The organism is Acinetobacter sp. BHS4, assembly GCF_018454425.1.
GTDB classification, from domain to species: domain Bacteria; phylum Pseudomonadota; class Gammaproteobacteria; order Pseudomonadales; family Moraxellaceae; genus Acinetobacter; species Acinetobacter pittii.
The window spans coordinates 3612244-3635508 of the sequence record NZ_CP075323.1 but is presented as its reverse complement, the minus strand read 5'-3'; the positions used below and the strand labels follow the sequence as shown (position 1 = coordinate 3635508).

21 protein-coding genes are annotated in these 23265 nt (G+C 40.6%); 10 read left to right on the top strand and 11 right to left on the bottom strand.

Going from position 1 to position 23265, the window contains the following annotated elements; all coding sequences use genetic code 11:
* Positions 1-30: 30 nt before the first annotated feature.
* From lptF to KIP84_RS17420, 4 genes are all read left to right on the top strand, one after another.
* Positions 31-1131, top strand: coding sequence for an LPS export ABC transporter permease LptF (gene lptF, locus KIP84_RS17435; protein ID WP_002121169.1), 1101 nt, complete (start codon positions 31-33; stop codon positions 1129-1131).
* Positions 1131-2201 carry an LPS export ABC transporter permease LptG gene (gene lptG, locus KIP84_RS17430; protein ID WP_002121203.1) on the top strand — a complete coding sequence of 357 codons (1071 nt, stop codon included), beginning with the start codon at positions 1131-1133 and terminating at the stop codon, positions 2199-2201. Before lptF ends, lptG begins: the two co-directional genes overlap by 1 nt.
* A 126-nt stretch (positions 2202-2327) precedes the next feature.
* Positions 2328-3875: a 2,3-bisphosphoglycerate-independent phosphoglycerate mutase gene (gpmI, locus tag KIP84_RS17425; protein ID WP_199978403.1), complete on the top strand. Its 1548-nt coding sequence runs from the start codon at positions 2328-2330 to the stop codon at positions 3873-3875.
* Positions 3876-3890: 15 nt separating this feature from the next.
* Positions 3891-5075 (top strand): S41 family peptidase, encoded by a 1185-nt coding sequence (locus KIP84_RS17420; protein WP_213688984.1) that lies wholly within the window; start codon positions 3891-3893, stop codon positions 5073-5075.
* Between the two features lie 3 nt (positions 5076-5078).
* Here KIP84_RS17420 and KIP84_RS17415 read toward each other — a convergent pair whose 3' ends face one another.
* The 3 genes from KIP84_RS17415 to KIP84_RS17405 are packed head-to-tail and all read right to left on the bottom strand — an operon-like array spanning position 5079 to position 8729.
* Positions 5079-6491, bottom strand: coding sequence for a sigma-54 dependent transcriptional regulator (locus KIP84_RS17415; RefSeq protein WP_057085007.1), 1413 nt, complete (start codon positions 6489-6491; stop codon positions 5079-5081).
* Between the two features lie 23 nt (positions 6492-6514).
* Positions 6515-8083, bottom strand: a complete 1569-nt coding sequence (locus KIP84_RS17410) for a PAS domain-containing sensor histidine kinase (protein WP_213688983.1) — start codon at positions 8081-8083, stop codon at positions 6515-6517.
* Between the two features lie 10 nt (positions 8084-8093).
* Complete coding sequence (locus KIP84_RS17405; protein WP_002121174.1) at positions 8094-8729, bottom strand: response regulator; 636 nt, start codon at positions 8727-8729, stop codon at positions 8094-8096.
* 212 nt (positions 8730-8941) lie between these two features.
* Between KIP84_RS17405 and pbpG the strand changes: the two genes are divergently transcribed.
* Positions 8942-9988 (top strand): D-alanyl-D-alanine endopeptidase PBP7/8, encoded by a 1047-nt coding sequence (pbpG, locus tag KIP84_RS17400; RefSeq protein WP_005804058.1) that lies wholly within the window; start codon positions 8942-8944, stop codon positions 9986-9988.
* Between the two features lie 105 nt (positions 9989-10093).
* Here the strand turns inward: pbpG and thrC are convergent, their stop codons facing one another.
* From thrC to xerD, 4 genes are all read right to left on the bottom strand, one after another.
* A complete protein-coding gene (gene thrC, locus KIP84_RS17395; RefSeq protein ID WP_209834884.1) occupies positions 10094-11233 on the bottom strand; it encodes a threonine synthase in 1140 nt (379 codons plus the stop codon).
* A gap of 54 nt (positions 11234-11287) precedes the next feature.
* Positions 11288-12589: a homoserine dehydrogenase gene (locus KIP84_RS17390; RefSeq protein ID WP_002121263.1), complete on the bottom strand. Its 1302-nt coding sequence runs from the start codon at positions 12587-12589 to the stop codon at positions 11288-11290.
* 243 nt (positions 12590-12832) lie between these two features.
* The gene (locus KIP84_RS17385) at positions 12833-13648 is read right to left on the bottom strand and encodes a DsbC family protein (RefSeq protein ID WP_032006847.1); all 816 of its coding nucleotides are present in this window, start codon (positions 13646-13648) and stop codon (positions 12833-12835) included.
* A 146-nt stretch (positions 13649-13794) separates the two neighbouring features.
* The gene (xerD, locus tag KIP84_RS17380) at positions 13795-14715 is read right to left on the bottom strand and encodes a site-specific tyrosine recombinase XerD (RefSeq protein ID WP_032006845.1); all 921 of its coding nucleotides are present in this window, start codon (positions 14713-14715) and stop codon (positions 13795-13797) included.
* A gap of 143 nt (positions 14716-14858) precedes the next feature.
* On the opposite strand from xerD, the gene KIP84_RS17375 reads away from it, so the two are divergent.
* From KIP84_RS17375 to ftsW, 5 genes are all read left to right on the top strand, one after another.
* Positions 14859-15122 carry a FeoA family protein gene (locus KIP84_RS17375; protein WP_001991212.1) on the top strand — a complete coding sequence of 88 codons (264 nt, stop codon included), beginning with the start codon at positions 14859-14861 and terminating at the stop codon, positions 15120-15122.
* Positions 15119-16972, top strand: coding sequence for a ferrous iron transporter B (locus KIP84_RS17370; protein WP_206219158.1), 1854 nt, complete (start codon positions 15119-15121; stop codon positions 16970-16972). Before KIP84_RS17375 ends, KIP84_RS17370 begins: the two co-directional genes overlap by 4 nt.
* A gap of 20 nt (positions 16973-16992) precedes the next feature.
* Positions 16993-17244, top strand: a complete 252-nt coding sequence (locus KIP84_RS17365; RefSeq protein WP_032006841.1) for a DUF6587 family protein — start codon at positions 16993-16995, stop codon at positions 17242-17244.
* 160 nt (positions 17245-17404) lie between these two features.
* Positions 17405-18751, top strand: coding sequence for a UDP-N-acetylmuramoyl-L-alanine--D-glutamate ligase (gene murD, locus KIP84_RS17360; RefSeq protein WP_213688982.1), 1347 nt, complete (start codon positions 17405-17407; stop codon positions 18749-18751).
* A gap of 24 nt (positions 18752-18775) precedes the next feature.
* Positions 18776-19972, top strand: a complete 1197-nt coding sequence (gene ftsW, locus KIP84_RS17355) for a putative lipid II flippase FtsW (RefSeq protein WP_005079447.1) — start codon at positions 18776-18778, stop codon at positions 19970-19972.
* Positions 19973-20025: 53 nt separating this feature from the next.
* On the opposite strand, the gene gluQRS is transcribed toward ftsW, so the two are convergent.
* From gluQRS to KIP84_RS17335, 4 genes are all read right to left on the bottom strand, one after another.
* Positions 20026-21009 (bottom strand): tRNA glutamyl-Q(34) synthetase GluQRS, encoded by a 984-nt coding sequence (gene gluQRS / locus KIP84_RS17350; RefSeq protein ID WP_213688981.1) that lies wholly within the window; start codon positions 21007-21009, stop codon positions 20026-20028.
* 2 nt (positions 21010-21011) lie between these two features.
* The gene (gene dksA / locus KIP84_RS17345; RefSeq protein ID WP_002121205.1) at positions 21012-21548 is read right to left on the bottom strand and encodes an RNA polymerase-binding protein DksA; all 537 of its coding nucleotides are present in this window, start codon (positions 21546-21548) and stop codon (positions 21012-21014) included.
* A 211-nt stretch (positions 21549-21759) separates the two neighbouring features.
* Positions 21760-22572, bottom strand: coding sequence for a 3',5'-cyclic-AMP phosphodiesterase (gene cpdA, locus KIP84_RS17340; RefSeq protein ID WP_086398697.1), 813 nt, complete (start codon positions 22570-22572; stop codon positions 21760-21762).
* Between the two features lie 4 nt (positions 22573-22576).
* Positions 22577-23203, bottom strand: coding sequence for an NUDIX domain-containing protein (locus KIP84_RS17335; RefSeq protein ID WP_213688980.1), 627 nt, complete (start codon positions 23201-23203; stop codon positions 22577-22579).
* Positions 23204-23265: the final 62 nt, after the last annotated feature.

Here is a 23265-nt window from a genome sequence, read left to right as displayed (position 1 = left end):
CGTCCCGATTAGCCTTTTGGAAGTATTACTTTGATTATTCGGCGTTATCTCGTCAAGCAAGTTGTCTCTACCTCATTGGTGGTCATTTCTTTACTGACCTTAATCATGATGGGTGGTCGTCTGATCAAATACTTTGGTGTGGCGGCGCAGGGGCGTTTAGATGCCAGTATCTTGTTTAGCATCATTGGATATCGTTTACCTGAATTTCTAACACTCATTTTACCATTGGGTTTTTTCATTGGTTTAATGTTGGTGTTTGGTCGTTTATATGTTGACCATGAAATGGCTGTATTGAATGGTAGTGGTGTAAGCCGTCATCAATTAGCACGATTACTCATTCCAATGACGCTGGTTTATATGGTGTTTCAGTCGGTACTTATGCTGTGGATGACGCCGTGGGGACTACGTGAGTTTGAAAAACTGACAACCACACAAGCCGTAAGGACAGGTTTCGATTTGGTTCGACCAAGAGAGTTTATTTCTTCTGGGCCATATACGATCTATGCGGGGTCATTGTCAGAAGACCGAAAGAATTTGAAGGATATTTTCTTTTATCAGCGCGCTGCTAAAGAAGATAAGCCAGATGTTATGATTTTGGCAAAAGAAGCGACTCGTGTAGAAGTTGCAAATGACACTGCCAATGTCGTTGATCTGGTACAAGGTCGTCGTTATGAAATATTCCCGGGACAACCAAAATATACACAAGCAGAGTTCCAGTCTTATCGTCTACGTTTAGAAAATGACAAAGATGTTAAATTTGAGAGTGGCGATGTAGAAGCGCTATCAACAACAAAACTCTTTTCAAAAACGAATGATCCAGTTATTAGAAGTGAGTTGGGATGGCGTTTATTTGGGCCATTCACCATTGTTATTGCGTTAATGCTATCAGTGGCATTGTCTGAGGTGAGCCCACGACAAGGCCGTTATTACCGTCTTATTCCGGCGATTTTTATTTTTTCCAGTCTGATCGTATTAATGATTGCAATCAAGACTCGTATTAGTAAAGAAGAACTCGATATTTGGGCTTATCCTGCCGTGTTAGTTGTGTATGGTGTTGCTGCAGCCTTATTCTCACGTAAGCAGAAGTTGGGGCCAAAAATCAAGAAACAGATCAAGCGAGTGAAATTATAATGTTAGCACGTCGAATAGTCGCTAAATATGTGACGAAAACCACTGCGCTTGCGATGTTTGGCACCACAGTTGTTTTGTCCATTCTTCAGGTCTTATTTACATATCTTGGCGAGTTGGGTGAGCTCAAACCAGACTATAACGCATGGCAAGCTCTCGTCTATGTCTTGTGGGGAGCTCCTCGCTATCTCTATGAAATTTTACCTATCTCTGCCTTGATTGGTGCTGTGATTGGACTGGGCTCATTGGCAACGAGTAGTGAACTCATTGTTATGCGTTCAGTCGGTGTTAGCTTATGGCGTATTGTTGGTTGGGTTATGCGCTCAGCTTTACTGCTTATTATTTTGTCGTTTGCTTTAAGTGAATGGGTTATTCCTTATACCAATGAAAAAGCACAAAGTGTTAAAAGCCATCGTTCAGTAGCTGCTTTAGGTGAAGTTAAAGGCTATTGGTCACGTGAAGGGCAGCGATTTATCTATATCGACTACGCTAACTCTCAAGGCAATTTAAGAGACATTCAAGTGGTTGACTTTGACCAGAACTATTACTTGCAATCATTAATTAATGCTCAGCAAGGACAGTTTATTAAAAATGGTCAATGGGCTTTGAAAAAAGCTGAACAAATGGACATTTTGGCGGCAGGAAATGCCATCAAAACTGACCATGAAGAACAATCGCTTGCTTTAGCATTACAGCCTAAATATGTGCACATGGTGACTTTAGATCCTGAAGATTTATCACCAAGCCAACTGATTAGCTTTATGCGTTATATGGATGAATATAGTCAGGTACCAAAGACGTATCAATTGGCTTTCTGGCAAAAAGTTGCTTCGCCATTTTCACTCATTGCATTAGTTCTCGTGGCATGTTCTTTTATTTTTGGACCGTTACGTCAACAATCGATGGGCTTCCGTTTGGTGATCGCATTGTTTATTGGTTTGAGTTTCTATTATTTGCAGGATTTCTTGGGCTATGCGAGCTTGGTTTATTCTCCATCTCCAGCATGGTTCGTACTTGTGCCTATCTTGCTAATGTTTGGTGCCGGAAGTTATTTGCTTTACCGCGCTCGCTAGAAATAAGTGATATTTATGGTTTTCATCAATCGCGGATATTGGTGAAAGCCATAGGAATAAATAGAGTCTTGACCGAAAATTCGGTAAGATATTGTGACGAAATTGTAGACAAAAGAGAAATTGATTATGACGGATGCAACTGCTGGCAAGATCCCTCACGTTCTGGTCATTATGGATGGTGTTGGACACCGTGAAGCGATTGAAGATAATGCTTTTCTTGCAGCAAAAACACCAAATTTGGCGGCAATGAAAGCCAAGCATCCGAATAGTCTAATTTCTGGTTCAGGTGAAGATGTTGGATTACCTGATGGTCAAATGGGGAATTCTGAAGTCGGCCATATGAATCTTGGCGCTGGCCGTGTGCTATATCAAGACTTTACCCGTATTACTAAAGATATCCGTACTGGTGACTTCTTTAAACATGAAGTGTTGATCGACGCTGTTGAAAAAGCCAAAGCTACTGGCGGTGCTGTCCATATTATGGGGCTACTTTCAGAAGGTGGCGTTCATTCACATGAAGATCATATTGTGGCGATGTGTGAGCTTGCATTAAAACGCGGTGCAAAAGTTTATTTACACGCTTTCCTTGATGGTCGTGATACACCTCCACGCAGTGCTCAACCGTCTTTAGAAAAATTAGATGCATTATTTGCTCAATATCCGGGCCAAGGCCGTATCGCAACTATGATTGGTCGCTACTTTGCAATGGACCGTGACAACCGTTGGGATCGCGTTGAGCAAGCTTATCGCTTGTTGACCGAAGGTGAAGCACTTCGTACTGCACAAACAGCGGTTGAAGGGTTGGAATTAGCTTATGCAGCCAACGAAAATGATGAGTTTGTAAAAGCGACTCGTATTGGTGATATTGCTAAAGTTCAAGATGGTGATAGCGTTGTATTTATGAATTTCCGTGCTGACCGAGCTCGTGAAATTACTCGCGCATTTGTAGAGAAAGACTTTGCTGGTTTTGAACGTAAAGTTGTACCGAATCTTTCTAAGTTTGTGATGTTAACGCGTTATCAGGCAAGCATTGATGCACCAGTTGCATATATGCCAGAAGCCCTCAAAAACTCATTGGGTGAGTATTTATCTTCTTTAGGTAAAACCCAGTTACGTATTGCCGAAACTGAAAAGTATGCGCATGTAACGTTCTTCTTTAGCGGTGGTCGTGAAGATGAATATCCGGGTGAAAAGCGTATTTTAATTCCATCTCCAAACGTTGCGACATATGACCTCAAGCCAGAAATGAGTGCTTATGAAGTCACTGATGAGTTGGTTAAAGCAATTAATTCAGGTGAATACGACTTATTGGTTGTGAACTACGCAAATGGTGATATGGTCGGTCATACGGGTGTGTTTGATGCTGCGGTTAAAGCAGTTGAAGCGGTTGATACTTGTTTAGGTCGTGTCTATGAAGCAGTTATGGCGAAAAAAGGCCATATGCTCATTACTGCTGACCATGGTAACGTTGAACAAATGCAAGACTACGAAAGTGGGCAAGTGCATACTCAACATACAACCGAGCTTGTGCCGTTTATCTATGTTGGCCCAACACAAGCAACAATTGCAGAAGGTGGTGTGCTTGCAGATGTAGCACCGACAATTCTCAATTTAATGCAGATTCCTGTTCCTGCCGAAATGCAAGGGCGTAATCTGATTACACTATCTGCATAAGTTAAAGGTGATTGGATGCTGCAACACATTAAATATAAAAAACTTATTGTAAGTATGTTGCTGTGTTGCAGCCAATTTGCTTTTGCAGCGCCAGTTGTAAAAGAAAAATTGTCACCTTTGCATTCTGATTCGGAAGAACCAGAACATAGCTATGCAGAGGTGCCGATTGAGTCTATTCAACAGTTTGTGCAAATCTATGGAATTGTTCGAGATAACTATGTAGATGTGAAGTCTGACGATGCGTTGTTTCAACAAGCTATAAAAGGGTTGGTGAGTGGGCTAGATCGTTATTCACGTTATTTGTCGGCAGAAGAATATCGCCAACTGATTCAATATACTGAAGGTGATCTTGCGTCAGTTGATTTCGCATTAAGCACTGAAGCACATACCCATAAGTGGATGATTCGTGATCTTAAAACGGGTTCAGACTCCTATAAATTAGGTTTGAGAAATGGTCAGACGATTCTAAAGATTGATAATCAAGATTTAAAAAATTTAAACCAAGATCAGGTATTTGGCCTACTTTACGGTTCTATAGGAAGTACACTTCAAGTACAAGCAGAAGAGCTAAACGGAAATATCAACTTAGTTCGTAATAAAAAAATAGAAACCGATATAGAACCTGTAATGCTACATAATCAGGTGCTTGTACTCAAAATTAGAGTATTCCAACAAGACACTGCTAATGAAATTAAAAGATTAATTGAAGAAAACAGTTCTCCACGTTTAAAAGCTGTTTTAATCGATTTGCGAAACAATCCGGGTGGGTTGTTATCGGCAGCAGTTGAGTCAGCAGATTTATTTTTAAATAACGGAATTATTGTTTCGACCAAAAGCCGTTCGGAAGGTAACCAGCAGTTTCAAGCTTTGCCCGGTAATGAATTTCAGAATATAAAACTGGGTATATTAATTAATCACCGCTCTGCATCGGCAGCAGAAGTTTTTACTGCGGCCATGAAAGAACACCAGCGTGCTTGGGTGATGGGTGAAAAAAGCTATGGGAAAGGTGTAGTGCAAAAGCTATTTCCTTTGCCAAGTGGAGCAGCTCTACAAATGACAGTCTCTCACTACTACACGCCAAATGGCAATATGATAGAAGGGCAGGGTATTCAACCTAATCAGGCTTATCCATTGCCGGCAGAAATGAAAGAAGACGTATATTTAGACCGCGTTGCAGATTTACTCCTAAAGAGGAAGTAACTTTTATACTTCCTCTCCCATTTCGGTATCTAAACCAAATTTTTTAAGTCGATAGCGCAAAGAACGAAATGTCATTCCTAGCTTTTTAGCTGCCAAAGTTCGATTCCAATGCGTCATGTTTAGTGCATTTAGTAAAATGTCTTTTTCGATATTTTCTAAGTAGCGTTCTAAACCTTCTATTGGAAATTTTGGATGAGTTTGAGCAGTTAGCGTTTGATTTACCTGTTTAGTTGCGATTTGCGGACTAACACTATTGCATCTAACAGGAGGTGCCAAGTGTTTCAAATCAATACATTCATCATCACTTAAAGTAATAGCTCGTTCAATCATATTTCTTAATTCACGAACATTACCCGGAAAATCTTGCTGCAATAAGTAAGTTTCAGCGCTCGCTGTTAATTGTTTGCTTGAAATTCCCCATTCCGTACAAACCTTTTGAATAAAATGATTGGCTAAGAGCAAAATATCTCCACCACGTTCACGCAGTGGTGGCAACATGATATCCATAACATGGATACGGAAGAATAAGTCCTGACGGAATTTACCTTGTTGGACTAACAAATCTAAATCTTGGTGGCTGGCGCTAATCACCCGAAAATCTACATCAATTTCCTGATCTGAACCTACAGGACGAATCTTTTTCTCTTGTACTGCCCGAAGCAATTTAACCTGCATACTTAAAGGCAATTCGGCAATTTCATCTAAAAATAAACTGCCGCCATGAGCTGATAAAATCAGGCCTTGTTTGTCTTGGGTTGCTCCAGTAAAGCTCCCTTTTTTATGTCCGAAAAGTTCACTTTCCATGAGCTCAGTTGGGATTGCTCCGCAGTTAATTGCAATAAATGGTCCTTCACTGCGGTTACTTAAGCGGTGCATAAGATTAGCAACAACTTCTTTACCGGTACCAGACTCACCTGTAACAAACACAGGTGCTTGGGAGCGGGCTATTTTTTTAATAGCTGTCCGTAAGTTTTGTATAGGTGGTGAGCGCCCAATTAATAAGTCATTCTCTAGAGTTGTTTCACCGAACTCATGTTCTGGTTTTGGCTGGTTAAGCGCTTTTTTTAATAGCTGATCTAAATGAATTTGATTAATAGGTTTGCTGACAAAATCAAAAGCTCCAGCTTTTAATGCTGCAATTGCAATATCCATATTGCCGTATGCGGTTAAAACAGCAATGGGTGTGTGAGGATAAGTTTGAGAAACATGTTTAACCAATTCCAAACCACTACCATCGGGTAAGTTTAAATCGGTCAAGCACGCATCGTAATGAAACTGAGTAAAGAGTTGTTTGGCCTGTTCAACCCGATAAGCAAGATGTGTCTTAATCCCCATTCGTGCAAGAGTCATTTGCATTAAAAGGCACAAATCTTCTTCATCGTCTACAAGCAAAACGAGTGGTTGCTGTTCTGCCATTTCCCCAAAAACCTAATAAAAAATCAATATATTATTGAGCATTCTATTCTGAAGCATGCCCCTTGTTTTTGCTCTACATAAGTGAGCTTTGCATGGTTTGCCTCACAAAAACTATGAGACAAATATAATCCTAAACCAGTTCCATTAATTTCGGTACTAAAAAATGGTTTAAATAATTGAGATATATCACGTTTTGAAACACCTTCGCCGTAATCGATCACATCAATATAAATTTTATTTGTTTGCGAATGGATATTGATCAGAACATAGGGCGAATCGGGTGCATTGTGGCGTAGAGCGTTTCTAACAAGGTTAATGAGGACTTGTCTGAGCTGCTTTTCATCAAACAATAGCTTTAAGGATAAATCAAAACTTTTTAGCTGGATCGCATGTTTAACATCAGATAAATCTTCATCTAATAACGTTTTTATGAAGTCGTTTAATTCAATCTGGATTGGATGCGTTCTTTCACTGCGGGCAAGTCCTAACGTGTCTTGAACAATACTATCAATGCGTTTCGTTTGCTTGCTAATCATATTGCGCAAAGTATTTTGCTGTTCCGCGTCACTATCTTTGAGTAATTCATTTGCTTGAACAATAGCTGCAAGAGGATTACGGATCTCATGTGCAATACTTGCTGATAGTTGGCCTAAAGCGGCAAGTTTGAGTTGTTGAGCTTGCTGATTAATCTGCTGCGCATCTTGTAAAATGAGTAGCGTCAATGCTTGCTGTGGCACCAAAAGATGTTGCACTTTAATATTAATAGAATAAGCCGACAGTCGAGACTCAAAAATAAATCGATCACCTTCTTTTAAGTTATCAAACTTAAGAATTTCAAATAAGTCAGCATGCCATTTTGCTAATGGATATTTTTCACTGGCAAATTGAGATGGAATTCCTAAAAGAGAGCAGGCGGCTGGATTACTTAAAACAATGTCGTAGTTTTCATCTAGAACTAAATAGCCCTCTTCAATTTGTTCCAAGATATAGCGGTTAATATTTTGTAGTTGATAGAGTTCTATTGATTGGTGGAAAGTTAGTGCTTCAAGTAATTTAAAGCGCTGGACCGCAATTTGTCCGATTCCGTGTACGACAAAAAATAAAAAGGCCAATAAGGCACTATTACCAATCGTATTTAAATTATTGTAGTCAAATAAACTGCCAACGAAGCGTTGGTAAATAACCGCAATGACTGCAAGTAATGTAATGAGCAACGACATTCTTGCGCTAAGTAAAATGGCCGAAGTAAATATGGCAATAACATAGAGCAAGCTGAGTTGAAGATTTGGTTCACCTACAGAAAATGTAAGTAAACTCAGACAGATAATATCAACTACAAAAAATAAAATGAGCTGCCTTGTTGCCTGAGTGGCAATAAACTTAAAGCATAAAAGTTGAAGAAGGCTTAATAGCGAATAGCCGAGTAGTGTATAAGAATATAAAGCAGGTTGTTGTAGACTATTATCGATTTGAGCATCGGTTAAAACCAAAATAATATTTAGACTAACCGCAATAATAAGGCGATATAAACCATACCACGTGCCCAAACGAAATATCGTATTGGACAAGGATGAGTTTAAGGGAAATTGCATATAAGTCTGATTAAGGCTTGATCAGACCGTAGCGAATCGCGAGATGAGTCAGTTTAACATCACTATCAATGGCTAGCTTTTCAAAAATACGGTAGCGGTAAGTATTCACTGTTTTGACACTTACAAAAAGTTTGTCTGCAATTTCTTGAGCGCTAATACAGTTTACAACCATCATTGCAACTTGCATTTCTCGTTCAGATAGAGAGTCAAAAGGCGATTGCTGTGTATCGGATAAATATGAACTCGCTAATTGCTCGGCAATATCGGCGCTGAAGTATTTGCCACCTTGCATCACTTTATTAATTGCGCGAACCATTTCTGTAATTGGAGCACCTTTGGTAATGTAACCTTTAGCTCCTGCTTTAAGCAACAGAGATGGGTAAGGTTCTTCTGCTAAGCCACTGACTGCAATCACTTTTGTATCTGGTGCGGTTTGTAGTAAACGGCGGGTTGTTTCTACGCCACCGATGCCAGGCATGTTGACATCAAGTAGAACAACTTGAGGATGTTTCTGACGAACAATAGCAATTGCTTCTTCACCCGATTCGGCTTGTCCAATGACCTCTACATCGGCATGATCTTCTAACATACGGCAGATACCTGTACGTACAAGTTCATGGTCATCCACAACTAAAACTGTAATCAAGAAGACCTCCTTTCTTTCAAAAAACAAGTTTTTTGTTACATAAAGCAAAATTAGCTTGCAATGGAATGACAAAATTAGCAATCCTATTCTTATATAGTGAGCGAATAGTTGTGCACAATTGTGTCGGTAAAAGCGTTATACCTTATCCCTCAAATGTAAGGCATAATTATAGTAAGCGCAAATGTGTATCACCCTGAGTCGAGTATTGTGCCGTGAAAAATTCTAAAAAGTCTTTAATGCATGTGCTAAGCATGTCTATTTTGCTTAGTTTGAGTTCAACAAGCTTTGCAGAACTCGTCAATAACCCGTCCTCAGGGAATAGTGGTACTGCAAGCTTAAATTGGTCAGCAGCGGATGCTAGTCAACTTTTAAATGATGAAGATGATGAACCAACTCCGCAAGGTTCAACATCTGTAACTACAACTTTGCGTGGCAGTAATGCGCCAAAAGTTATTAGCTCTACACCTAGAGTTGCTCCAATCCGTGATACGTCTGGTTACAATGCCCAGCCGAGTGTAAGTGCTCGAGCTGCACTTGTGATGGACGCGCAAACTGGTGAAGTGCTCTACAGTAAAAATACCAACGCTTCTGTACCAATTGCATCTATTACAAAAGTGATGACAGCGGTTGTAACGGCGGATGCCCGTTTAAACATGTCTGAAGAAATTACACTTGAGCAAATTGACTTTGCTGGTGCTGGTGGGAAAAATTCTAGCTCTACCTTACGTGTTGGCGACAAGATGAACCGTGCAGAAGTTCTTTTGTTTGCTTTAATGAAATCTGAGAACCCTGCAGCGGCTGCCTTAGCACGTACTTATCCAGGTGGTCGCCCTGCATTCGTAGCTGCAATGAATGCTAAAGCTCGTGCTTTGGGTATGAATTCGACTCATTACTATGAATCAACTGGTCTAGATCCACGTAATGTATCTTCGGCACGTGATTTAGGTATTTTAGTAAGTACCGCATCTCAATATGGTTTGATTCGTCAATTCTCAACTACACCGACTTATGACTTTAATTTGGGTTATCGCGTGTTGAAATCTAACAACACAAATGCTCTAGTTCGTAACGGTGGTTGGAATATTAACCTGTCTAAAACTGGATATATTAATGAAGCAGGTCGCTGTGTTGTAATGCACACGACTGTAAATTCACGTCCGGCAGTCATTGTATTACTTGGTGAACCAAGTACACAGGCACGTAATAATGATGCAACTAACTTATTGGGTTGGTTAAGTAATTTACCAAAACGTATTTAAGTTCAATATTCTAAAAACGCTTCTATCAAGAAGCGTTTTTTTATGGCTATAAAAAGACATAAAAAAACGGCTGTTTAATACAGCCGTTTTTTGAAAAATCAGATCTTACATATTAGATAAAATCGAATCTTTTACTTGGTCCATTGTTGCATCAATTGACAACATAACTGCATCAGCACATTGTTTGATTGCAGTGTCAGGATCTTTCAAGCCATTACCAGTTACTGTACATACAATTACAGAACCTTCAGCAATTTTACCCGCTTTAATATCACGGATCGCACCGCCGATAGAAGCAGCAGACGCTGGCTCAACAAATACACCTTCATACATAGAAAGTAAGCGTTGAGCTTCTAAAATTTCGCTGTCTTGAAGTTCATCAAACCAGCCTTTAGAGTCGCGTACTACAGCTTTTGCATGGTTCCAGCTTTGTGGATTACCAATACGGATTGCAGTTGCAACAGTTTCAGGGCTTTCAACTGGAGCACCACGTAAGAATGGAGCTGCGCCAGAAGCTTGGTAACCTACCATAGTTGGTAAACCTTCTGGTTTTGGACCAGTGAATTGATCAGTAGTAGCATCATAAATCACTTGTTCAAACTGATCAGCAGGTTGGTTTGCTACAGCTTCGGTATAACCCATCCAGTGAGCAGTGATGTTACCTGCGTTACCTACAGGTAAGCAGTGGTAATCAGGTGCGCGGCCTAAAGCTTCAACGATTTCATAAGCAATAGTCTTTTGACCTTGCAAACGGTAAGGGTTGATTGAGTTTACAATCGTTACAGGCGCTTGATCAGCGACTTCTTTTACAAGACGCATACCATCATCAAAGTTACCACGAATTTGCATAGTGATCGCACCATACATCATCGCTTGTGCCATTTTACCCATCGCAATTTTGCCTTCTGGAATCAAAACAAATGCTTTGATACCTGCACGTGCAGCATAGGCAGCAGCAGCAGCAGAAGTGTTACCGGTAGATGCACAGATAATCGCTTTAGAGCCTTCTTCAACCGCTTTGGTTACAGCCATGGTCATACCACGGTCTTTAAATGAACCAGTTGGGTTTAAACCCTCGTATTTCACATAAATTTCAACATCTTTGCCAATAATACGTGGAATATTCTCAAGTTTAATGAGTGGGGTGTTGCCTTCACCCAGAGAGATAGCACGAGTAGTTGCCGAAACTGGCAAACGGTCACGATAACGATCTACAAGACCAGTATAACGATTGGCATTAGACATGATGGTGTTCCAATTAGAGATGAAGCGGGAGAGGGAATCTTTCCCTCAACCTGATTAACTATCGAGCGATTCTAAACGAATTCTTACGATTTCGCCACGAATTGCAGGTAATGCTTGAATTTGTGCAAGAGCATCATCCATTTTTGATTCAACGATTGGATCGGTCAGAATCACGATTGGAATAAGATCTTTTAAACGAGATTGTTGCATGATCGCATCAATGCTAATTCCAGCGCGACTTAAGATGGTAGTTACATCTGCAAGTACGCCAGTTTGGTCTTCTGCATTTAAGCGGATGTAATAACCTGTGGTCATTTCTTCACGGCTTAAAATTGGCACATTGGTTAATGCTTCAAAAGCCAACTGAGGAATTGTGCCTGCACCGTCTTCGGTATAAGAGATGTCACGGACAATATCAATAACGTCGGCAACAACCGCAGAAGCTGTAGGACCTGCGCCTGCACCCGCGCCGTAATAGAGTGTTGGACCTACGGCATTTGCCTGAACTAACACAGCATTTTTAACGCCGTTTACATTCGCAATCAGCTGTTCATCTGGAATGAGTGTTGGATGAACACGTAACTCAATACCTTTTTCAGCACGACGTGCAATACCGAGATGTTTAATGCGGAAACCAAGATCTTCTGCATATTTCACATCTTGTGCAGTGATTTTGCTGATACCTTCGGTATAAACCTTATCAAATTGAAGAGGAATACCAAACGCACAAGACGCTAAAATGGTAAGTTTATGCGCAGCATCAATACCTTCAACGTCAAAAGTTGGGTCTGCTTCTGCATAACCGAGTTCTTGAGCTTCTTTTAATACATCATCAAATGCACGACCTTTCTCACGCATTTCAGTCAGAATAAAGTTACCTGTACCATTAATAATACCTGCCAACCATTCGATATGGTTGGCAGCAAGACCTTCACGGATCACTTTAATAATTGGAATACCGCCAGCAACTGCTGCTTCATAAGCAATTTGCACAGCATTGTCTTCTGCTGCTTTAAATAATTCATTGCCATGTTCAGCGAGTAACGCTTTGTTTGCAGTCACGACTTGTTTGCCGTGTTTGATCGCTTCCATGATAACTTCGTAAGCAGGGTGGATCCCACCCATAACTTCTACAACTACATCAACGTCTGGTTGACGAACGATGTCAAGTAAATCGGCGCTTTGTTTAATCCCTTCCAATTCAAGATCTGGACGAGGGCGGCGTGTTCCAACGTGGGTAATTTGAATTTCTCGACCGGTGCGACGTTTAATTTCAGCGGCATTTTCTTGTAGTAGTTTAAGGGCTCCTCCACCTACGGTTCCTAGACCGAGTATTGCCAGGCGAACTGGTTTCACGTCACACTCCATTCATCATTTAATCATTTAGTTGAAGCTAGATCATAGCTAAAAAAAACGCCAGACTCTAGCGCTTTTAGTGCTTGTTCAATGAATTAGAGTGCGATGTTTGGAAAAGAAGAGTAGATCAGTCTTTAAACAGAGGTTGTTTAAATATTAATTATTGAAAAAACAAAGCGCTGCAATCAGAGCAGCGCTTTTTAAAAGAGATAGATGATTAATCATTCACCAGCTTAAAGGATGTTATTTATCCAGACGTTTAATTAATTCATCCGGTGTTAGGTATCCACCTAAGTACTCGCCATCAACATTGTAAATAGCTGGTGTTCCATTTACACCCATGTTTAAGCCAAGTTGATATTGTTCACGAACAGGGTTTTTACATTGAGCAGGTGGGATATTAATACCTTGTACTGCTTGGTTAAAGGCAGCTTTACGGTCTGCACTACACCATACAGCTTCCATGGTCGGCATAAATTGTTCACCGCGTGGCCAAGCGATATAACGTACCTCAATACCTTTTTCATTAATTTCAGGTAAATGCTCATGTAATTTATGGCAATAAGGACAGCTTGCATCGGTAAACACATAAATCACATGTTTAGCCTTACCACCTTTAGCTGGGTAGACAATCAAATCTTCATTTTTTAAAGCAGCAAGATGCTTCTTGTTTTCTGAAGCTTGAAGATTATCGCCAATATTATGCAGTTCTTTACCGCCTAAACGAATGACATCACCTTGAATCAGGTATTTGCCATCACTGGTTGTATAAATCGACGTCATTCCTTCGAGATTTACCCAATATAAGTTAGGCACTTCAGTAGGCTTGATATCTAGAATTTTGGCGTTGATGTTTGCATTCTTAAATTGTTTTTGCAAAGTTTCAATTAAACGCTGTTTCTCATTGCGTTCAATGATGGTTGAAGCTTCCCCAGTAGCAGGTGCGGTCGCAGTGAGCGCATCTTCTTTTTGTGGTTTGTTTTCTTTAGAACAAGCACTGAATAACAGGCTAGAGGCCAACGCACAGGCAAGAAAAAGTTGAGATCGGGTAAAAGACATAGATAACCCTTATTTCATCAGTATTTATAGTCAGAAGCTGCTAAGCATAACAAAAAATCTAGTGTGTATTGTTAAAACTTTCTTAACCTTTGTGAACGAAATCAATTGATTGTTGGGTGTATTTAAAATAATAAGTTTTAAATTTTTTAACCTCTAGGATGATGTTTTTCATGCAATTGTTGCATTCTTACTTGTGCTACATGTGTATAAATTTGAGTAGTTGATAGGTCACTATGGCCCAGTAACATTTGCACTACGCGTAAATCGGCGCCGTGATTGAGCAGGTGTGTTGCAAAGGCGTGACGTAAGGTGTGAGGTGATAGTTCAGCTTGAATATTGGCTTGAAGCGCGTAACGCTTAATGGCATACCAGAAGTTCTGACGGCTCATAATCCCGCCATGCTGAGTTAAAAAGAGGTAGTCGGTTGAACTTTTATAAAGTTGAGGTCGAGCATCCTGTAAGTAGCGTTCTACCCATTCACAAGCAAATTGGCCTAGCGGGACCAAACGCTCTTTATTACCTTTACCAGTAATTCTTAAATAGCCTTGTTTTAAGTTAATAAGTTCTAGGCGTAAGTTCAGCAGTTCTGAAACACGTAAACCACATGCGTAAAGGACTTCAAACATTGCCCGATCACGTAATCCCAGTGCCGTATCAATATCAGGAGCCTGAATCAGTGCTTCGACATCTTCTTCTGATAAATCTTTGGGTAATGCTCTGCCAATTTTTGGAGAATGATGGGTTGCTACAGGATTATCGCTTCGTAATTTCTGTTCACGTAAAAATTTGTAAAACTGGCGTAGGGCAGATAAGCAGCGGGCAATCGAGCGCGGGCTTTTTCCAACTTTAGTCAACTCAATCAAAACATCAGCGATATCATCACTTGTCCACTCTGGAAGAGCTGATTTTTTATGAAGTTCACTGCATTGAATAAGGTCAGATAAATAAGCATTACGTGTATGTGGACTTACCGTCTGAGCAACGAGATAGTCACGAAAACCTTGTAAAAAGCTCAAATGTTCAGGAATTTGAACAGGGCTTGGAATACGCGGTTTTTTATTCAACATACACTAGATCCTCTAAACCTCTGTACTGTAAAAGAAACTTTAAGGTTTGTCGATTAAACTAGATAAGAAGTGAAATTTAACCTTATTTGGTAATTATTCTCATTTATATGTATACTATTAAAAAAGGTTTAGGATCGGATGCGGTGCGTTTATCAGCTTTAAAAGTGAAGCAAGCGGCGACCATCACCAAAGTGAATCGGATAGAAGTAGAGTCCGAGCAGCAAGATTTGGTCGCAATTCGTTTGGAAAGTCTGGGCTTTGTACCGGGCACACGAGTGGAAGTGATTACCAAAGGTGTTTTTGGTGGTGATCCGATCTTGATCCAAATAGGCTTTACTCGTTTCGCTTTACGTAAAGCAGAAGCGGAAAAAATTGAAATTCAAGTAGAAGAAGGAGTACCCGCATGAGTGATGCGTTACGTATTGCCCTTGTGGGAAACCCTAACTGTGGTAAAACCTCTCTTTTTAACCATTTAACTGGAACTCGACAAAAAGTTGCAAACTATGCGGGCGTAACGGTCGAGCGTAAGGTTGGTCATTTTCAGTTGCCTTCAGGTCGAGCTGTGCGTGTACTCGATTTACCGGGTACATATAGTCTTAATGCAACTAGTCCTGATGAAGTGATTACCCGTGATGTTTGCTTGGGTAAAATTGCAGAAGAGGGGCAGCAAGATGCCTTTTTATGTGTGGTTGATGCAACTAACTTAAAATTGCATTTAGGGCTAGTGCTCGAAATGATCGAGCTAGGTCGCCCGATTTTACTTGTACTGAATATGATGGATGAAGCGCGTCGTCGTGGTATCCAAATTAATACTCAAAAGTTATCTCAGCGTTTGGGCGTACCAGTTGTTGAAACAGTTGCTGTTCGAAATGCGGGGATTGAAAATTTATTACACGCCCTTGATCAAGAAAAATACAGTGTGCCACAAACCGAACTGAGTGGTTTAACTGGGACTCATCATCAGAAAATCGATATGATTTTTAAAGATGTTGTTTATTATGTTGATCAGGGTGATAAGCGGACTGATTTTCTAGATCGGATTTTCTTACATCCAGTTTTAGGTTTACTTAGCCTTGCCATCATGATGTTTATTGTGTTCCAAGCAGTTTTTGCATGGGCAGCTCCTTTTATGGACGGTATTGAGGGCTTCTTCGGCTGGCTGGGTGAAGTAATAGGAAGTGTGATTACGCAGCCACTACTGCATAGTCTGGTTGTCGACGGAATTATTGCGGGTGCAGGTGGCGTAGTTGTGTTCTTGCCACAAATTTTGATCTTGTTCTTCTTCATTTTGGTATTAGAAGAATCGGGCTATTTACCGCGTGCAGCATTCTTGCTTGATAAATTAATGTTCCAAGCTGGCTTAAGTGGTCGTGCTTTCATTCCTTTACTTTCGAGCTTTGCTTGTGCAGTGCCAGGAATTATGGCAACGCGTAGTATTAGTGACCCTCGTGATCGTTTTACGACCATTATGGTTGCGCCTTTAATGACCTGTTCGGCACGTTTACCGGTCTATGCCTTGCTGATTGCTGCCTTCATTCCAGAGAAAATGGTCTGGGGTATTTTTAACCTGCAAGGTTTAGTGCTTTTCGGTCTGTATATGGCTGGTATTGTGAGTGCGCTTTGTGTTTCATTTTTAATGAAGTTTTTGCAAAAAGATAAGTCGCAACATGCTTTACTGCTAGAGCTACCAAGTTATCGTTTCCCTGATTTAAAAAGTGTGGGAATCGGTTTATTGGATCGTGCAAAGATCTTCTTGAAACGCGTCGGCGGAATCATTTTTGCGCTCTCTATTTTGCTTTGGTTCTTGTGTACTTTCCCGCAGCCACCAGAAGGGGCGACATTACCTGCCATAGATTATAGTTTTGCAGGTATGCTCGGGCATCTTATCCAACCTTTATTTGCTCCAATTGGTTTTAACTGGCAAATCTGTATCGCGTTAATCCCAGCTATGGCTGCTCGTGAAGTGGTAGTCGCGGCATTAGGTACAGTTTATGCCTTGTCTGCAACAGATGATGATGCTGTGGCACAAGGTTTGTCACATCTGATTAGTGCAGATGGAACAGGTTGGTCTTTGGCAACAGGTTTATCGCTTTTAGTGTGGTTCATTTATGCTCCACATTGTTTGGCAACATTGGCAACGGTACGCCGTGAAACAGGTTCATGGAAACATGTTGCAGCTATGACTGCATATCTGTTTGGTTTAGCTTATTTTGCATCGTTTGTTACCTATCAAATTGCTTCCCACTATTGGGGCTAAGGCAATAAAGGAGGTTGTATATGGTTCAATATCTGATTATTGCGGTTTTAGTGATTTGGAGTGCTGTAGTTGTTTTTAAGAAAGTATTTCCAAAAACAGCAAATTCAGTCTTTTCTTCACTCTCTGCATTTTGCGAAAAGCAGGGTTGGGCAACTTTGGCAAAGTGGCTTAAACCGAAAATGACCTTTGGTTGTGCTGGCGGTTGTGGTTGTTCAAGCGAAGATAAACCTACGAATACAGTTCAAGAAATTAAGCCGATTAAATGGCAGTAGATTCAGTATTTCTTGTTTCGTTTAAAAAGCCATCATATTGATGGCTTTTTTACGCACTGACACAAAAAAAGATGAATAAAGTTCAAACTGAAAAAGCATTCAAAACAGCAAAGTGCTAACATTTTTGCCATTCTGTCGATTGATAAATTGTGGGGCAAAAATGTTAATACAACGTGGTGGGTTAAAAGTTGTAGCAGGCTTGGGAATATCAGGCGTTTCTGCTGTAAATTTCTTGCATGAACAAGGCTACCAAGTTGCAGTAACAGACTCTCGCCCCACGCCGCCAGGACATGATCAGATTCCAGCAGGAGTAAAGACAAGTTTCGGTCAACTTGACCAAGAATTATTATTACAAGCAGAAGAAATTATTTTAAGTCCAGGCCTTGCACCACAATTACCGGAAATTCAGGCAGCTATTGCTAAGGGTATTTCTGTGGTAGGGGATATTCAATTATTACGCCGTGCAACCGATGTGCCTATTGTGGCTATTACTGGCTCTAATGCGAAAAGTACAGTAACGACTTTAATTGGCTTAATGGCTAAAGATGCGGGTAAGAAAGTTGCTGTAGGTGGCAATCTTGGACGCCCAGCTCTAGATTTATTAAAAGATCAACCTGAGTTAATTGTACTTGAGCTATCAAGTTTTCAGCTAGAAACCACGTCTCACTTAAATGCTGAAGTTGCTGTGGTTCTCAATATGAGTGAAGACCACTTAGATCGTCACGGCAATATGTTGGGTTACCATCAAGCAAAACACCGTATTTTCCAAGGCGTTAAAAAAGTAGTATTTAACCGTGATGATGCTTTAAGTCGTCCTCTTGTTCCAGATACCACGCCAATTCAAAGCTTTGGTTTAAATGCACCAGATTTAAATCAATATGGTGTTTTAAGAGATGGTGATGGCACGCTTTGGCTTGCGCGTGGTTTACAGCGTTTAATTAAAAGCTCAGATTTATATATTCAAGGCATGCATAACGTAGCAAATGCTTTAGCTTGTCTCGCATTAGGAGAGGCAATAGGCCTGCCTATGGAATCTATGCTTGAAACCTTAAAACAATTTAAAGGGTTAGAGCATCGCTGTGAATATGTAAAGACTGTGCATGATGTACGTTATTACAATGATTCTAAAGGCACTAACGTTGGCGCTACGCTTGCAGCAATTGATGGTTTAGGCGCTGCCATTGAAGTGAAAAAAGGAAAGGTTGCCTTGATTTTAGGTGGGCAAGGTAAAGGTCAGGATTTTGGTCCATTACGTTCTTCTATCGAAAAATATGCCAAAGTTGTGGTATTGATTGGTGAGGATGCTCCGGTGATTGAACAAGCCATTCAAGGTGCAACCAAAATTTTACATGCAGCAACGCTTAAAGAAGCTGTAGAGCTGTCTCAACGTGAAACACAGGCCGAAGATGTGGTGTTGTTATCACCAGCATGTGCAAGTTTTGATATGTTTAAAAGTTATAATGACCGTGGTCAGCAGTTTGTTGCCTGCGTCAATTCGTTGGTTTAAAGAAAACATGATTAGGAATGTAGTATGGCAGGCTTAGCTCAGACCACAATCCAGAAAATCAATCATTGGTATGAACGGATATTGCCTAAATGGCCAGCGGAAGTGACGCCACGTAATGTCCTGATTTTCTGTGTCGTTGCATTATTATGTATCGGTTCAGTGATGGTTGCATCTGCTTCGATGCCCTATGCTGAATATATGCATGAAAACCCGTTTCACTATGTGATTCGTCATGGTATTTCGATTGTCGCTGCGGGTGTAGTGGCTTATTTGACCTATCGAATATCACTGAATACGTGGTTTAAAAATACCTTCCCGCTGTGGTTATTAACCATGGTTCTGTTGCTTGCTGCTTTGGTGGTGGGTTCGGAAGTCAACGGTTCTACTCGTTGGATTAAGATCGGTGGCTTTACCTTGCAGCCAACCGAGGTTGCCAAAGTCATGATGGCAATCTTTACCGCAGACTACGTTGTGCGCCGTGCCAAAGAGGTTCGTACTCATTGGAAAGGCTTATTGCGTTTAAGTGGAGTTATGGCAATCACGGTCGGTTTAATTATTGCTGAGCCTGACTTGGGGGCAACAGTCGTTATTGTCATGATGATGGTTGGTGTGTTCTTTTTAGCGGGCGCGCCACCAACTCAGTTCTTAATCATGCTTGGTGCGATTGTCACAGGTATTGTGTTTTTGATCTTATTTGAACCCTACCGTTTCCAACGTTTGATTTCATTTACTGACCCATGGGCAGACCCGTTGGGTGTGGGTTATCAGTTATCAAATGCATTAATGGCTTTTGGCCGTGGTGAATGGTTTGGTACAGGCTTAGGGCATAGTGTACAAAAACTATCTTATTTACCTGAAGCACATACTGACTTTATGTTGGCAGTGCTAGGTGAAGAGTTTGGTTTTGTGGGTATTTCTATTGTTATTGGCTTGTCTTTCTTGATGCTGGCATGTTGTATCAAAATTGGTCACCGTGCTTTGAAACATCATTATCTTCGCGCAGGCTATTTAGCTTACGGCATTAGTATTATTTTCTTGCTCCAGATTTTGGTAAATGCGGGCATGAATATGGGCTTAATGCCGACGAAAGGTTTGACTTTGCCATTCATTAGTTATGGTGGTACGTCTTTAATGATGTGTGCTGCGATGATTAGCTTAATCTTAAAGATTGATGCATCAACACAAGAAGTCAACCCAGAACGAGAAGAGTCGAACTTCTAATTGAGTATTTAGAAGTTTAAAAAGCCCGATTTGATATCGGGCTTTTTTATTATTTATAGATATGTTCCGCTGAGCTCTTGCCCATGGGGAATCAAATCAACATTCCACTGTGCTACAGCTTGTTTGAGCATCAGTCTAGGTTGATCTAAATCAACGTTGGGTTGTCCCAAGGCCAGTATCGCTTTTTGAAGTAATTCAGGTGCTTTTGATAAATCGAGTGCTTGAGCTAGATTTTGTTTAGAGAGCTTTTGCCCTTGGTCATTCATTGCAAGGGGTAGGTGCATATAGCTTAGTTGAGGATAACCTAGAAGCTGACCTAGCCAAATCTGACGTTCGGTGTTATTTAATAAGTCTGCGCCTCGAACGACATGGGTAATGCCTTGTAGATAATCATCCACAACGACTGCAAGTTGATAGTTAATAATCCCATCACGGCGCTTAAGAACAAAATCTCCAAGATCGTGTTGTAGATTGGAACAATGACGTCCTTGTAATCGGTCATCAAAACAGATCTGCTGATCTTGAACTTTTACCCGAATCGCTTGACCTTGAAAATCAAGATTGAGATCGCGGCAAGTACCTGCATAGATTGCATTTGAACCAAGCATTTTGCGGGTACATTGACATGCATAGATAAGACCTTCTTTTTTGAGTTGGTCTAATACGCTTTCATAAATGTCTAAACGATTTTTTTGAAAGATGATCTCTGTATCGGGTTCGAATTGGAAGGCTTCGAGTGATGTAAGAATATGCTCTTCACTGCCGGGATAAATACGAGGGATATCTGTATCTTCGATACGAACGAGCCATTTGCCTTGATGGGCTTTTGCATCGCAATAGCTGGCAACAGCAGTAATGAGTGATCCAAAATGCAAAGGGCCGGTTGGCGATGGCGCAAACCGACCTGAGTATGAGCAGCGATTAAGCGGAACATTGTTCCGCCGCTGCGCAAGAGAAAAGCTATGCTTTTCTGGCAGGCGATTTAACTGCTGCACAACAGCCGAGTTGTGCTCGGCTGGAGAATTATCAACAGTCACAATTAACCGTTATTTTGCTTCTCTTTGATTTCTGCCAAAGTTTTGCAATCAATACATAAAGTGGCAGTTGGACGTGCTTCTAAACGACGTAAGCCGATTTCAATACCACAAGTTTCACAGAAACCGTAGTCTTCATTCTTAATAGCTTCCATAGATTGTTCGATTTTACGAATTAACTTACGTTCACGGTCACGTGTACGTAATTCAATTGCAAATTCTTCTTCTTGGGTAGCACGGTCGTTTACATCTGGCAGTGCAGTTGATTCGTCTTGCATCGTATTTAAAGTACGATCAACTTCAGACATTAATTCAGCTTTCCATGCTTGCAGAATTTGTCGGAAATGCTCGAGCTGTCCTTCAGACATGTACTCTTCATTTTTCTTAGGTTGATAAGGTGCAATACCAAATAAACTTGCAGTTGTGCCTATGTCAGAAGTTTTAGGTTTCACTTTACGTGCACGTTTTGCAGAAGCTTTGTCACCTTCCACTACAACTTCTGTATGTTCATCCAAAACTTGGTTGTGGTTGTCATTCGCCATAATAGGGCATTCCTCATCATACACGTATTATCTATACGCAAAAAATATGGTGATATGCAAGTGTTTTTATAGAAAACCATCGATGGGATTTTCCCATCGGGTCGTCATCATATAGATTTTTCCTGCAAGATGATAGTCATTCCGACCCGTAAATATTTTCAAAACGTGTTTACCCCAGTCATAATTATATATAAGCATATAAGAAATAGGGCTAATAGCCTGAAATATCAGTGTTTATATGGCCTTGAAAATTTTCAAGACGAAAGACTTCGGTTTCAAAACTACCATCGTTTTTTAGACGAATGTAACGATAGCCGGGAGCATTTTGATCGAGTGCAAAATCATTACTAAAGGGTTTAAACTGCACACTTGTCGAGGGTGTAGAGAAAAATTCGATCCCTTGCCAAGTGTTTATTGAGTCCTGATGAACATGCCCGCAGACTAAAGCTTTTACATTTTTAAATGGAGCCAATGTAGTAAGCAGAGCATTAGAATTTTGTAACTTGTGATGATCAATCCATTTTGACTTCATGGCAAAAGGATGGTGATGACAAGCCAACAAAATCGGGTTATCTGCATACTCTTCGAGTAAATTCGTTAAGCTGTCTAGCTGTTCTGCTGATAGATGTCCATCAATATGACCTTTTACCGCACTATTTAATAAAATAACTCGCCAGTTCCCTAAGCAAATGACCACAGGTTCCTGATGATTCTCTTTATGCAATGGAAAATGGTCAACATTGTCATGATTACCTAAGGTCTGAAAAAAAGGCAGACCAAGCGTTTGCATATATTGAATATAACGTCTGTAGGTGATAGGCGTTGGTGCCTGAGCTAGGTCCCCAGTATGGATAATTGCATCAGTTTCAGGATGTTTATTAAGTATCTGTTGAATAATCGCATGAAAGCTTTCTTCAGGATTTATACCCACAAATTCTAAGTGCGGATACTCCAATAGGTGGGTATCGGTAATTTGTATAATGACATGGTCTTTTTGTGAAAGTGTTGAGACTTGAAAAGTCACCGTCCTACCTCTTCGGGTTTATTATCGTTTTGCTGTGTTGGGCCAGCCATTGTAATGCCATAATGACAGGAGCATTTCTTAAACGTCCGCTGTCGAGTAGAGTCTGGATTTCACAATAATTAAATAAGTGCAGTTGAATATTTTCCCCCTCATCATCTACGCCAAATACACCCCCTTCAGCGGGTAATGCAGTTTCAGCAACATAGAGATGGAATAACTCTGAGCAAGCACCAGCTGACGGGTAAAAGCTAAATAGATGCTCTAAATCTTGAACTTCGCAACCTGATTCTTCAAGGCTTTCGCGTCGAATACAACTTTCTGGTGATTCATCACCATCTAACACGCCTGCAATTATTTCCAGCTGCCACGGTGATTGAGAGTCATCTAAAGCCCCAACACGGAACTGTTCAATCAGTGCAAACTGTTGTTTTTGATCATTGTAGAGTAGTACGCCAGCTGCTTCAGGCCGATGAACGAGTTCACGCTGCAATACATGAGTATATTCAGATTGATTAAATAGACGATGTCGAAGGCTGACTTTTTCAACTTGAATAAAACCACGGAATAGAGATTCACGTGATGTTACTTCGACATCTTTAGATGTATAACTTGGACGTTCAACAATACTCATGATTCGGTCAGGACGAAATCTATTTATTTCATCCTAACCGAGAATCATGGCTAGGCAAGTGT